The sequence below is a fragment of the Enterobacter cloacae complex sp. ECL72 genome (assembly GCF_019056635.1).
GTDB lineage: Bacteria > Pseudomonadota > Gammaproteobacteria > Enterobacterales > Enterobacteriaceae > Enterobacter > Enterobacter hormaechei_C.
In genome coordinates, this window is the sequence record NZ_CP077659.1 from 64624 (window position 1) to 77477 (window position 12854).

16 protein-coding genes, 1 tRNA gene and 2 pseudogenes are annotated in these 12854 nt (G+C 49.6%); 10 read left to right on the forward strand and 9 right to left on the reverse strand.

The window, feature by feature from the left end:
* Positions 1-27 precede the first annotated feature (27 nt).
* The 3 genes from KTH07_RS00300 (at position 28) to KTH07_RS00310 (ending at position 2366) form a co-directional block, all read left to right on the forward strand.
* Entirely contained in the window at positions 28-750 is a 723-nt protein-coding gene (locus KTH07_RS00300) for a hypothetical protein (protein ID WP_032620848.1), read from the forward strand.
* A 105-nt stretch (positions 751-855) separates the two neighbouring features.
* A tRNA-Leu gene (locus KTH07_RS00305) sits at positions 856-940 on the forward strand.
* Between the two features lie 163 nt (positions 941-1103).
* Positions 1104-2366, forward strand: coding sequence for an integrase arm-type DNA-binding domain-containing protein (locus tag KTH07_RS00310; RefSeq protein ID WP_032620849.1), 1263 nt, complete (start codon positions 1104-1106; stop codon positions 2364-2366).
* Positions 2367-2401: 35 nt separating this feature from the next.
* On the opposite strand, the gene KTH07_RS00315 is transcribed toward KTH07_RS00310, so the two are convergent.
* The 5 genes from KTH07_RS00315 to KTH07_RS00335 form a co-directional block, all read right to left on the reverse strand.
* Entirely contained in the window at positions 2402-3463 is a 1062-nt protein-coding gene (locus KTH07_RS00315; protein WP_080288371.1) for a DUF4435 domain-containing protein, read from the reverse strand.
* A complete protein-coding gene (locus KTH07_RS00320) occupies positions 3460-4599 on the reverse strand; it encodes an AAA family ATPase (RefSeq protein WP_032620851.1) in 1140 nt (379 codons plus the stop codon). Before KTH07_RS00320 ends, KTH07_RS00315 begins: the two co-directional genes overlap by 4 nt.
* A gap of 338 nt (positions 4600-4937) precedes the next feature.
* Complete coding sequence (locus tag KTH07_RS00325) at positions 4938-5501, reverse strand: phage polarity suppression protein (RefSeq protein WP_017692853.1); 564 nt, start codon at positions 5499-5501, stop codon at positions 4938-4940.
* A 28-nt stretch (positions 5502-5529) separates the two neighbouring features.
* Positions 5530-5748, reverse strand: a complete 219-nt coding sequence (locus KTH07_RS00330; protein WP_023323621.1) for an ogr/Delta-like zinc finger family protein — start codon at positions 5746-5748, stop codon at positions 5530-5532.
* Positions 5749-5750: 2 nt separating this feature from the next.
* Positions 5751-6494, reverse strand: coding sequence for a hypothetical protein (locus tag KTH07_RS00335; RefSeq protein WP_032620852.1), 744 nt, complete (start codon positions 6492-6494; stop codon positions 5751-5753).
* Positions 6495-7045: 551 nt separating this feature from the next.
* Between KTH07_RS00335 and KTH07_RS00340 the strand changes: the two genes are divergently transcribed.
* The 7 genes and pseudogenes from KTH07_RS00340 to KTH07_RS00370 all read left to right on the forward strand — a co-directional run.
* Positions 7046-7312 (forward strand): AlpA family transcriptional regulator, encoded by a 267-nt coding sequence (locus KTH07_RS00340; protein WP_026094409.1) that lies wholly within the window; start codon positions 7046-7048, stop codon positions 7310-7312.
* Positions 7309-7863, forward strand: coding sequence for a host cell division inhibitor Icd-like protein (locus tag KTH07_RS00345; RefSeq protein ID WP_032620854.1), 555 nt, complete (start codon positions 7309-7311; stop codon positions 7861-7863). The genes KTH07_RS00340 and KTH07_RS00345 overlap by 4 nt, the downstream gene beginning before the upstream one ends.
* A complete protein-coding gene (locus KTH07_RS00350; protein WP_032620855.1) occupies positions 7856-8155 on the forward strand; it encodes a hypothetical protein in 300 nt (99 codons plus the stop codon). Before KTH07_RS00345 ends, KTH07_RS00350 begins: the two co-directional genes overlap by 8 nt.
* Positions 8148-8597 carry a hypothetical protein gene (locus KTH07_RS00355; protein ID WP_032620857.1) on the forward strand — a complete coding sequence of 150 codons (450 nt, stop codon included), beginning with the start codon at positions 8148-8150 and terminating at the stop codon, positions 8595-8597. The genes KTH07_RS00350 and KTH07_RS00355 overlap by 8 nt, the downstream gene beginning before the upstream one ends.
* 71 nt (positions 8598-8668) lie before the next feature.
* On the forward strand, positions 8669-8929 hold the full coding sequence (locus KTH07_RS00360; protein WP_044488962.1) for a hypothetical protein: 261 nt from the start codon (positions 8669-8671) through the stop codon (positions 8927-8929).
* A complete protein-coding gene (locus KTH07_RS00365) occupies positions 8926-9246 on the forward strand; it encodes a DUF5375 domain-containing protein (RefSeq protein WP_032620858.1) in 321 nt (106 codons plus the stop codon). The genes KTH07_RS00360 and KTH07_RS00365 overlap by 4 nt, the downstream gene beginning before the upstream one ends.
* A gap of 14 nt (positions 9247-9260) precedes the next feature.
* A pseudogene (locus tag KTH07_RS00370) lies at positions 9261-10277 on the forward strand (primase-helicase zinc-binding domain-containing protein); the annotation flags it as partial.
* Here KTH07_RS00370 and KTH07_RS00375 read toward each other — a convergent pair.
* The 4 genes and pseudogenes from KTH07_RS00375 to KTH07_RS23565 form a co-directional block, all read right to left on the reverse strand.
* Positions 10181-11167, reverse strand: coding sequence for a PAAR domain-containing protein (locus KTH07_RS00375; RefSeq protein ID WP_223862344.1), 987 nt, complete (start codon positions 11165-11167; stop codon positions 10181-10183). The pseudogene KTH07_RS00370 and the gene KTH07_RS00375 overlap by 97 nt on opposite strands.
* A 3-nt stretch (positions 11168-11170) precedes the next feature.
* The gene (locus KTH07_RS00380) at positions 11171-11653 is read right to left on the reverse strand and encodes a hypothetical protein (RefSeq protein WP_023303016.1); all 483 of its coding nucleotides are present in this window, start codon (positions 11651-11653) and stop codon (positions 11171-11173) included.
* 488 nt (positions 11654-12141) lie between these two features.
* Positions 12142-12513 carry a hypothetical protein gene (locus tag KTH07_RS00385; RefSeq protein ID WP_032620952.1) on the reverse strand — a complete coding sequence of 124 codons (372 nt, stop codon included), beginning with the start codon at positions 12511-12513 and terminating at the stop codon, positions 12142-12144.
* Between the two features lie 115 nt (positions 12514-12628).
* A pseudogene (locus KTH07_RS23565) lies at positions 12629-12712 on the reverse strand (cytoplasmic protein USSDB7A); the annotation flags it as partial.
* Positions 12713-12854 lie beyond the last annotated feature (142 nt).

A 12854-nucleotide genomic window follows, 5' to 3' on the forward strand; every position in this document is an offset into this window, starting at 1 on the left:
GGCATAACTCAAGGATAAGGATGCGAGATGAATAAAACGTGGACCCGTATTATGATTGTCGTCATTGCGGCTGCCGCCGTGGCGTTCTGGGTGTTTTTCGACAGGCAGCGCGCCCCGGAACGGCAGATGGATAACGCCCTCAACGCGATGCCCGCCTGGCAGGTGATTAAGGAGCAGGAGCCCGCGCTGCATCAGCGCATCCTCTACCAGATGGCCGCCCTGCAAAAAGCGGGCGAGCCGGAGCAGCAGATTATCGACACCATCCAGCCGCAGATCCTGCATCTGCAGATGTCGCGCCTGCAAAACGCCCCGGACGCCAACGTGGTGAACTACATGACCATTAATATGGAGCAGACCGCCGCCATCCAGAAGGTGAGCGACGACGCCTGCTTCCGCTTCCTCTACCCGATGGTGAAGGGCGGCGTGAACCCGATGCGCATGCTGGATAAAGACCTGATGGCGCGGCGCATGCAGGCCGATGCGGACATGATGCGCGCGGCCTACGGCAAAAACCGCCACACCGTGACCCCGGCCGAACGCGAGGCGGCTGTCGAGGATGTCCGGCCGATTATGAAACAACTAGCCGATAAGTACGGCGAGGACATCCAGTTGTTGCAGATGCCGGAGAAGGCGGCGGGCAAAGAGAAGCTCTCCTGCGATATGGTGCAGGAGATGTGGGCGAAGGTGCTGGCGTTGCCGGAGCAGAAGGCGGCGGGGGTGATTCGGCTGGCGGTGTCTGAGCTGGAGTAACCAGGGCGCTGGTTTTTTGGGCACTTAGCGCGGGTTTAGCGCGTCGTCGCTTGCATGGCGGCGCGCGACAGGTATAATCCACAACGTTTCCGCATCCCCTTCAGTGCCGAAGTGGCGAAATCGGTAGACGCAGTTGATTCAAAATCAACCGTAGAAATACGTGCCGGTTCGAGTCCGGCCTTCGGCACCATTAGTACTTCCAAGACCATCCGAGAAAGTCCAATTATCCCTTAAAAATCAATGCTTGCAGCGATTTTTACGTCCTGAGTCGTCCGAGGTTGTCCGTTGAAATCCGGATGTCATTGGGGGCATAATTGGGGGCATCTTAACTTCGATTAGAAATGTGCCCCCAAATGAAGCTCAACGCCAGACAGGTCGAGACCGCAAAGCCAAAAGACAAAACCTACAAAATGGCCGATGGCGGCGGTTTGTATCTCGAGGTTTCGGCCAAGGGTTCTAAATACTGGCGCATGAAATACAGACGCCCCTCTGACAAAAAAGAGGATCGCCTCGCTTTTGGTGTGTGGCCTACTGTGACGCTTGCTCAGGCAAGAGCAAAGCGCGACGAAGCTAAAAAGCTGTTAGTACAGGGCATCGATCCAAAAGCTGAACAGAAAGAAGCTCAGGCCGAGAATTCGGGGGCATATACTTTCGAAACCATTGCTCGTGAATGGCATGCCAGTAACAAGCGATGGAGTGAAGACCATCGATCGCGCGTTCTTCGCTATCTTGAGCTTTATATTTTTCCTCATATCGGTTCGTCCGACATTCGCCTGCTCAAAACCAGTCACCTGTTAGCCCCGATTAAAAAAGTTGATGCCAGTGGTAAGCATGACGTTGCTCAGCGCCTGCAACAGCGCGTTACTGCCATTATGCGTTATGCCGTACAGAACGATTACATCGACTCAAATCCAGCCAGTGATATGGCCGGTGCGCTATCGACAACTAAAGCGCGACATTACCCCGCTTTGCCCTCAAACCGGTTCCCTGAGTTTCTTGCTCGTCTTGCTGCTTATCGTGGCCGTGTAATGACACGGATCGCGGTCGAGCTTTCCTTACTAACTTTTGTGCGTTCAAGTGAGTTACGTTTCGCGCGTTGGGATGAGTTCGACTTCGATAAATCTCTCTGGCGAGTACCTGCAAAACGAGAAGAAATTAAAGGCGTGCGTTACTCGTACCGTGGCATGAAGATGAAAGAGGAGCATATCGTTCCGCTTAGTCGACAGGCGATGATTTTGTTAGACCAGTTAAAGCAGATTAGTGGTGATAAAGAGCTGCTTTTTCCGGGTGATCATGACGCAACTAAGGTTATGAGTGAAAACACGGTAAACAGCGCATTGCGTGCGATGGGATATGACACGAAAACTGAGGTCTGCGGGCATGGATTTAGAACAATGGCGCGCGGTGCTTTGGGTGAGTCAGGGTTGTGGAGTGATGACGCTATAGAGCGGCAGTTGAGCCATTCAGAACGTAATAGTGTCCGGGCTGCTTATGTTCATACATCAGAGTATTTAGAGGAAAGGAAGAAAATGGTTCAATGGTGGGCTGATTATATTGATGAAAGTCGTGTGCAATATTTATCACCATATGAATTTGCAAAAAATAGATGTTCTTGAGGAGTAATGAGAGCTGCATAGCCCTCATTACTTTTTTAATATACTTGTGCGATTCTTTGTGCTGTTTGGGAGAATAAATGTATAGAATTAACTGGGACAAGTAATTTCTTTTTTAATGAACTAAAAAGTTGTGTAGTTTGCTTATAATGCTCTACTTTTTGCTGAATAACTTCAGGCGATTTATTGTTTTGAGTGCATATTTGTACTAACCTTTGACATTCTTGTTGCGTATATAAATCATATGTCTTATCAAGAATAGAAACAAAGAAATCATTAATATTATGTCCTCTCATGAAGAGGTAGGCGTTATCCATTGTAAAGCCTTTATGATTCCAATTACTACAATATGCAGTATATTCATTGCTTTTATTTAAATCAGATATCGCTTGTGTCAAGCTAGTGTTAATATCAGATAACCTTGATACTCCTTGTCGCCAGTGACTAGAATTCAAAAGTGATGAGTTATTAGTACATGATGTTTTTTCAACGGATGACATGTACTTAATTGTTTTTTTTAGTTTTCCGTACCCAGATATTGCTAATGCTTTTTTATTGTTTTCAAAAGATAATAAAAAAAGGTATTTTGAAAAGGCAGGGTATATTTGATTGGACAGTTCTTTAGCTATATCTGAAGGTTTCAGTGTTAGTGCTGAAACATGTTTGCAAACCGAATCAGCAAGAAGTTCATCAATATTATTGAAGTGATATTGTATGTTTTCTAATGAATGCAGTCTTGTTAAATAAATATTAGGGTTTTTATAGTACTCCCCATAAGGAGTATTGCGGAAATTAGTCATTTCGTGATGATCACTGTCAAGGCAGGCAATAACATTATGACCAAGTACAATATCTCCTTTTTTTACAAGGCTGAGTATTCGATCACATCCACTGGACACTATTTTATCTGTAAATACGAATTGTTCAGTGCTTCTGAATTCGAAGTTAATAGGTTTATTGTTTGGGAAGCAAACTCCCCAAACAAGCAAGTCTGCCATGTCTTCTAAAAAAACTAAAACAGTTTCTATTTCGTCCTCATCAAAATATTTCATATTTTGATAGTAGTCATTGTCAAATCCAAAACCTAAATTACTCATCATTCCCCCCTAGATAAGCTACTTATGTTGATAATACTTTGATCGTTATAATTTCCAATCAAGGCTGGGGAATGAGTGCTGATGATAAATTGTGAAGAAGGTGCTATAGCAGCGAGCTTAGAAATTAGATTCTTTTGCCATTTTATGTGCAATGATAAATCAGGCTCATCAAATAAAAATATAACATTTTCATTTCTGTGTAAGTATACGACTAAGAGTAAGGATAATAATGTCATTTCTCCTTTTGAAAAATCAAACCATTTGTAATAATTTTCTTTGTACTCAAGAGATATGAGTCCTTCATTATCAATAAATATTTTTCTATTTGTTAACTCAAAAAAAGAATTAACGATTGCAATAAAATCATTCAACTCTCTTTTATAATCGGATTTCTCTTCAAGCTCCCGAATAGTTTTCTCCAAGGAGAGTTTTCTATCCTCTGGAACATAATCCAACATGGATTTAATTTCATTCATTGCATCAATTTTTTCTCTTTCCTTCTCGTTTAAAATTGATTCTTTAGAGAATTCCTGAAGCAAAATATACAATGTTTTAGCTAGGTTATTACTTCTTGAATAGACATCGAGTTCTTCAAGTTTTTCTTTACTTGTAGAGTCCTCATCGTCGCTGAAGAAAAATAGTTCATCGCAATATAATATGGATGATAATTTTTTGCTGTTATCTTTTGGAAAAATTACCAATCCATTGTAACTGCTGTTTTTTTTACTATCCTCGCCTATTTTAATGTTGTCTTTTGATTTGATTTTTTCGGCAGAATTATTTCTGGTTAAGGAATTTAATAGTTTTTTATAAGCCAAATCAAGTTTATCAGTAATTTTTACATGTTTAGCAACAAATGATTGATCATTTAGGTCAAGCTGCCTTGCATCTTCCGGAAGAGTAAAGTTTCTAATTTTGTAAGAGTTTTCAAAATATATATCGACAGCAAGGCCTTTTCTTTTGTGTGGGTATATGGTGTCGTTATAAATGGCTATGGTTTCGTGAATAGCTTTTAAAAGTGTAGTTTTCCCAGACCCATTATACCCGGTTAATATAGTTATGCGTTTGTTTAAATCAAGTTCACTTACAGTTCCCTTGTTAATAATGTTGTAAGTGTCAATTTTTGATATTTTTGACATTTTAACTCCTGGTGTTCAAGAACGATGTGGGATTTATTGATTTTGATTGCATGTTAGTCCCTCATAAATTTTTCACAGATAATTACTTTATTCAAACTTTACTAGTATAAATTGCAATCCAATCAAAATCACTACTTCTTACGCGCAATGCTCTCCCCGCCCCGCCTGCCCGCTTAAGGGGGCGCTTTTAATGCAGATGCATGATCGGCCTCAGGGTGCGCCAGTGCTGGCGCTGGCGGGGAATTCAGTGTCGTTAAAACGCATGCAAAACCATGCACCTATGCATGCATGGCTTTTATACGTAAAAATGGCGGGATTTTCGGGGATTTTTAAGCGGACTACTGCACGGCCAGTTCTGCACGGCGGCGGGTGTAATTCAGGTTCTGTGCAGGCGTGAATTTTTCACGACTATCATCGCACGAAGCCGCGTCAGGTCTGAATCCGATGGCCGTTAAAATGTCATTATCCTGCGCCGAATAATTAATTTTTTCACCGGCGACCAGCCAGAGCTGTAGCGCCTCGCGCAGATAGTCGAGTGAGTGCTGCATGGCGCAGCGCTGAACGGCGGGGTGTTGCCCGGGATAATTCATCAGTTCAGGGGCAAGGGCGGCGGCCAGCTCCGCGCCGTGCACCTGCATAAAATCATTTAAACGGTCGCGGATACTGATGCGCTGCACCTCCTCATGCGAGCGGATATAGCGACCGGCAGCCTGATTAATTTCCCATTTTTTCACGTCGATAATCTCGCGCAGGGTTTGCAGGCTCCGGCCGCTGTGGCCGCTGCCGGCAAGCTGTTCGCGGTATGCCTGTTCGGCCTGCGTCAGTTCTTCCCTGCGTTGCAGCCAGGCGGATTTATTTGCCTGACAGGCCTCAAAGGCTTTCTGTAGCGTCAGTGTGGTCACGTATGTTTCTCCTGATGACTGGCCGTGCTTACGCACCGGCACGGTTAACGGTGGCCGCCGGTGCGGGTAGCGGGATAACCGGCTCTGTCACCGGTGAACGAATAACCCCGTCGATGGATTCAAGCGTGCGGAACGTGGCCGAGCACTCGATGTTCATGCACTGGTGATAGCGCTGTTTGACGTTATCGGACAGATAGCGACTGGTGCGGGAATGCGCGCTGGTTTTGCAGAACGGGCAGTGAAACATGCTTACCCCTCCGCTTCTGTCTCGCCATTTTCAGCCAGCTTTCTGGCAAGCATCATTCTCTTCGCAGGGCTGCGTAACAGCTCCGTATCAACGTCAGTAATCTGCGGCCGGTGCATGCCCGTCACGGACAACACCGGCTCCTGCGTCATATCGAAGTGATACAGGCTGCCCTGACGGCTCAGCGCATCGCGCAGCTCGCCAGTGGCCACGGACTGCGGGGCGCTTTCTCCCTTCATTTCGAGGGCACGAATGCGCAGCAGGAAAGCGCGGATGAGGGTGACAGGAACCGCATTGACAGCCTGAGCCCATTCCGCACCGGCGTAAGCGGTAAAGGCATCTTCATGCGCTGAAAGGTATTTATTGCCGGTGGAGCAGGCATTCAGCATGGCGCGTGTCCGGTCAGTCTCCAGCTCCGCAATCAGGCCGGTAAACTCGTCGGCCAGCTCGCGACTGGCGATACGCCTGCTGTGCTCAGCTTTCATTTCAGGCGTAAGACTGCCGCGCAGGGTGCGAAAGCGGCTGCGCCAGTCCTGCTCCGCCTCAGCGCTCTCATCGAGGGCTGTCTGCCGCTCCTGCTTACAGCGTTCAATGGACGTATCAATCTCTTTCAGCGCCTGCATGCTGGCCGCGTGGGTGTCTCTGGCAGCAGTGAATGCGCTCAGCTTGTCGGTGATGTGCGGACTGTTCTCTGCGTACTGCTGAGCGGCTACATCTTGCAGGGCGGTGATGAGTGTTTCGGGTTTCATGTTCAGGCTCTCCGTTTATTCAACCTGTAATGATTCTGCCCTTCATCACACAACATCTCGATTCATTGCAGTTGTGGCAGTTCTGGCACAAACAGCACTCAAAACCCGGCTGGCCAGAGAAAGGTCTCAGCAAAACCTTACTCATCGTTTGTTTTTTTACTTATAACTATTCACCACTGTTCACTGAAAAGAAAAAGACAATTAATACAGTAAGATAAGGGGTGTACAGTTGAGGTTGTGACTGTTCACCAACTGTTCACCAACTGTTCACGCTATAGAAATTTAGCATTGCCTCATAATTACGTTAATTTCTATTAATTAACATATAACCATAGGTGTAATTAATCGAAGATAAATTCTTATTTCCGCCTGAAGCCATTTAAAGTCATTTAAAGCAATTTGAAATTTTGCTGCTCAAAATTCAGACAGCCTGTGCCATGCCTCATACAAAATTCACTTGTTGCATCAGACCAAAATATTCACAAAATAGAGCGCTACCTGATACCGGACGGAAACGTCCGGATCTCTGCGGATATTAACGAGGTAGCGTTATGCATACAGTTTCATCAGCACTATCGACCCACACTGGCACGCACCCGATGCCGGTTTCATCCCCGGCTCAGGAACGTTTTTTACGTCTTCCGGAAGTAATTCATCAGTGCGGCCTGTCCCGCTCCACGCTCTACGATTTAATTGCCCGTGATGCTTTCCCGGCTCAGGTTTCCCTCGGGGGTAAGAATGTCGCTTGGCTACAATCTGAAATCACGGCGTGGATGGAAGAACGTATCGCCCACCGTAACCGGAAATACAACGCATGAATCAGAACCGTTTTCACAAAGCCCCTTTTTCTGGCTTGCATCTGTTGTGTGTTTCCTGGTACAGTTTTGTCGCTGTCGCAAAATCGACAGCCGGGCGTAGGAACCCGTGTTACTTCAAGGCGACACCAGACGCGCCATGCGTCTTTTTTTACGTCGTTGCTCAGGTACACCTTATTTTTGGGCTATGGTGGTTTCACACCAGCCTGTATCAGATAATGGTGGTCCGGGCGGGGCAGCCCTCGGGCTGGCCGGTTTCCTTGAAGGCCGGTATTCCTACCCCCGTCCGGGCTACCACCCATGAGTGTAGGAACTCTGGTGGTAGCAATAACCGCTACTTCAAGGAGGTTGCCCCTATGGCTACGACCCTCAACCCGTCACACCCGCAGTTTGTCTTTGTGTTTGCCGCCGTCCGTCGCGCAGACCGTAAGCCCCGTATCTGTATGCTCCGCACCATTGCCGGTGACGAGCTGGCCGCCCGTCGCACCCTTGTCCGCGAATACGTGCTTTCCCTTGCCGCCCGTCTGCCGGTTGTGGAGGTGTCACATGCCTAATAAAAACACACTTCAGACCGTCTCAGCGCGTCGTGATGACCTTAACCCCATGCAGGAACACCTCAGCATAGAGGCGTATCATAAACTCAATCGCGCAAGCGCCGTCTCACAGTTCATTGGTGGAGATTTGCTGCACCGTGAACTGAACGGTCTACACCAGCTATACCTGCCGCAGATTTTTAGTTATATCCATGAGGACGTTAGCTACGTACTGGAAGAGCTGAAAGCCAAAGGCCTGTGCCGTGACTTTCTCGCCACGACATCGGGGAACGGAGGGGAGCACCATGTTTGATTTCCCTCAGCCGGGTGAAACATACCGTTGTTCAGGCTTTCCTGACGTGGTGGTGTCAGGCATTCTGGCCGACGGTATTCCATGGGATATGCCGTACCGCTGCCCGGGGCAAGTCTGGAATCCCTACCGGCGCACCTACACCATCCTCATTCGTATTATCGCTACTGGTGATATGGCAGAAATTCCACTCGGTCGTTTTTTGCGTGAATTTACCTGCGAGTCTCCCGACGTATTTAAACGCAGTCCTGAAAACCGCCATGCTGTTCTGAGTGAGCTTGCCGCAGACCCGGAATTACAGAAATACCGGATGCGGAATATCGATAAATATCCTGACGATATTCCCCCGGTTAAACGCCCGGCACCGGTGGCGTATAAATGGCGAAATAATTTCAGGCCGGAAACGGAAATAAAACCGGATAACAGCTACCGCCATTATCTGTAATTACAAAACGATAACGAATATTAAATGTGCGTATCTGCGCAGGGATACGCACGACCTCAGGAGACGAAATTATGCCTGTTAACAGTGCAGAACGGCCGCAAAATATAAATCAGCCCACCATCAGCCGGGCAGACCTTGAATGCCTTGAACACCTTCGCAACGTCGGCCAGCTCGTCGGCGATCTGATGCAGGTGCAGGACTGCACGGCCATTCGTCGTGACCCTGCGCAGCAGTTACAGCTCACCTCCGTGATTTACCTCATGACCGCCCAGCTCGACGGCGTGGTCGAACACTGCAATCAGCGCTGGCTGACCGGGGAGGGTAACGTATGAAAAAGCCACTACCGCCCATATTACGCGCCGCGCTGTATCGCCGCGCTGTCGCCTGTGCGTGGCTGACAGTATGCGAACGTCAGCACCGCTACCCGCACCTCACTCTCGACGCGCTGGAAAGTGCCATTGCCGACGAGCTGGAGGGCTTCTACCTGCGCCAGCATGGCGAGGAGAAAGGTCGCCAGATTGCCTGTGCACTACTGGAAGACTTAATGGAAGCCGGACCACTCAAAGCCGCGCCGTCGCTGTCCTTTCTCGGGCTCGCAGTGATGGATGAACTCTGTGCCCGTCACATGCAATCGCCTGTTATGCACTGAGGGAGAAAATAACGATGAAAATGAACGTAACAGAGACGGTAAAACAGGCGTGCGGCCACTGGCCGCACATTCTCCCGGCGCTGGGTGTGAAGGTCATAAAAAACCGGCATCAGGCCTGTCCGGTGTGCGGCGGCTCTGACCGTTTTCGCTTTGACGATAGAGAGGGGCGCGGGACGTGGTACTGCAACCAGTGCGGTGCGGGTGACGGACTTAAACTGGTAGAGAAAGTGTTCGGCATGAACGCATCAGAGGCTGCCGGGAAGGTGAACGCCGTGACCGGCAACCTGCCGCCGGTTGCCCCGGAAGTGATTGCGGCCGCAGAGGCTGAAACCGATACCGACCGCAAAGCGGCGGCCGCACTGGCCGTCAGGCTCATGGAGAAAACCCGACCGGCCAGCGGCAACGCCTACCTGACCCGCAAGGGCTTCCCCGACCGGGAATGTCCGGTACTGTCGGCCACACACAAAACCGGCGGAGTGACGTTTCGCGCCGGTGATGTGGTTGTCCCGCTGTATGACGATACCGGCGCACTGGTTAACCTTCAGCTTATCAGTTCTGACGGTCTCAAACGCACCCTGAAAGGCGGGGCGGTAAAAGGAGCGTGCCACACCATCGAAGGAAAAAAACAGGCCGGAAAACGCCTGTGGATAGCGGAGGGCTATGCGACCGCGCTCACCGTGCATCACCTGACAGGTGAAACCGTTATGGTGGCGTTGTCGTCCGTGAACCTCCTTTCTCTGGCGAGCCTTGTCCGCCAGAAACACCCGGCCTGTCAGATTGTCCTCGCCGCCGACCGTGACCTTAACGGTGACGGCCAGAACAAAGCCGCTGTGGCCGCAGGAGCCTGCGAGGGCATTGTCGCCCTGTCGCCGGTATTCGGTGACTGGAATGATGCGTTTATGCAGCACGGCGAAGAGGCAACGCGGAAAGCGATTTATGACGCCATCCGGCCACCGGCTGACAGTCCTTTCACTACCATGAGCGAAGCGGAATTTACCGCCATGAGCACCAGTGAAAAGGCAATGCGAGTAGGGGCTTCCCGCATCTGTTCGGCGCGCATCCTGTCGATGAAATCCTGTTCGCCGTCGTTCAGCTTGCCGGGATACATCCCTATCAGCAGCCCTGCGACAGGTGCACCAAGGCCTCCCGTAGCTATCTCGCCAAGTGCAGCGCCGCGCACGGCCCATGTGCCGGAAGTGATGGTGCGCCCGCCAACGAGTGCGAGTTCGCTGGCATCGGCGATCGCGGTCCGCGCGGTCCAGGCCCTTTCTTCGGCCGCAACGGCAGCCTGGTAGTCCATCTCCTCGTGATGCCCGTTCCACCAGAGATAAAGCGCGCTGCGTTGCTTCGGCTTTGGAATCGCCTTACGCTTTGCCGCCTGGGCGTGCTGCGGGGCGTCGTTGGGCATGGCCTGGTAAAATGCCATTTCGCCGAAATTGGTGTGGGGCTCTCTTCCGGTGCCTGCATCGTTACAGCCTTCACCGCGCAGGCAGGATTTCGCAAATACCCGGTTGCGATCGCGTTCTTCTGCTTGTCGCTGCGCTTCGGCCTCTTGCTCTTTTAGGCGTGCTGCGAGCATGGCCTGATGCTTTTCCTGTGCGATCTGTTCAGGAGAGGGACCGGAGCCGAGCCACTCTCCCGATGGGGCGATCACGCGGTTGGTTCCGTGCGGGCAGCCACAAATGACGACAGAACCATCGACGGCTGAGGTTTGTCCCATCCAGTTAACGCGAGGTTCGCCGTCTGCAACAACGCCCTGTTTGCCGCATTTAGGGCATGCCGTAGTTTTATCGCCAACGCGGATAACGCCGCGCCCGTGCTCGGTGCAGTTGGGCAGGGTGCTACAACATATTGCGCCGGTGGTCGTTCTGTCGCCGTGCAGCGCCTGACCGCGGCCGTAGTTCGTGGAACGGTAGCCCATGGCCTATTCTCCGGGCCAGGTTAAGAAATCCTCTTGAGGTGGAATCCCTTCGCGGGTGACCAGATAAGTACTGCCGAGCGGTGTGCTGATAATCTCGTCATCGTTATCAAGCAGGCTGCCGACCAGCGCAACGCCCTGATGCCTCCAGGAAAACGCTTCTCCTGCTGAGGTCATAATCGTGGCGAGCGTTCCATCCGGATAGGCCACACAATCCCCTTCGACAATCACGCTGGTGTAACTCCCATCGTCCATGAGCATTGTGGCTTCACGATCGACGGGAAGAACAACGCCGCCCAGTCGGGTCTGGCTGCCAGCCGTGGCGATCCGCCAGATGGCGGTGACGGGATGTTGTCGATGAAAGGCTTCCTGTTCGGCAATGATGGCGCGTGCGTCCTCGGGCATGGCGGCCAGTTCTTCATAGGTAAAAGGGGAACGATCTATTTCCGCTTTCAACTCAGCGGTGAATTCATTGGTGTAAAGCTGCATGACAATTCCTTGTAGGGGCAGAAGAGTAAATGCAGCAATGCTAGGTTTTAGACTGTATGGCGAATATACATAAAGTGGTTAATAAGTCGGGCTAAAATCCGAAATTAATATCCAGATTGATATTGGTCATCTTTTAAAGAAGGGATAGTAATGGTTCCTGTTAATTATAAATGTAATATTCGCTGAATTGCCGATAAATAATATTATGCAGCGTAAGTGTTTTAAAATGGGAGTGTTAGAAATCCTGTGTCATTCCAGTAATATAAAATCAAAAAGGAATAACATTTGTCCTAACCTTTTGATTGCGACAAAACCCTTAGGGCTCCCTGGCCTGGCCATGCTCTGACTTGTAAATATGGTGTTTTAATATGGATAATCAAACAGTTAACGGTAGATGCGACATATGAATCTCTTGATCCCACCTCATGTAATCCTTGAAGCAATAAAACGATACGGGCATGTCATCCTATGCCCGTATTAAGCAACAGTCACTCGTGCTTTACCTGCTCTTTTACAGCTTTAACCAGCACAGCATGAAGTTCGCCGACGGTTAAATCACGTATAACAGGTTCGGGTATGCCACGTACCCAGCGGATAAACCGACAGATGCCAAAAAAGTCTATACCTTCACCCGTAAACAGATACTCATTTTCTGCGAGAGAGAACGTTTTCATATAGCCATCTTCTTCCGTGGCAAGCTGAACGCCAAACGCTTCTTCGCAGTCTTCCAGTAGGTCTTCGCCGTCCATACCGCAAATATGCAAATCGGCCTCAATCAACGTATTGCTATCGATAGGTTTACGCTGCTCCCCTGAGGAGTTTCGAACAACCTCAATAACTTGTGAGAGAGTGGGTTCCATCATGATGCTCTCCTTTAAAGCGGTGGAAATCATCGCCAGCGCTTTCCGGCGGCGTTCCGCTTGGTCAGACCGACAAGCACAACGTTACCTCGGCCCGAGAAATTTTGAAGTCAGTTCAGGCGATCGCCATATGATTCCAGGCATCTCTGTAAACGATATTCCCGTCACAGTGTTTCCAGGTGATTGCCTCATATCTTAGGGAAGGTGCGAATAAGCGGGGAAATTCTTCTCGGCTGACTCAGTCATTTCATTTCTTCATGTTTGAGCCGATTTTTTCTCTCGTAAATGCCTTGAATCAGCCTATTTAGACCGTTTCTTCGCCATTTAAGGCGTTATCCCCA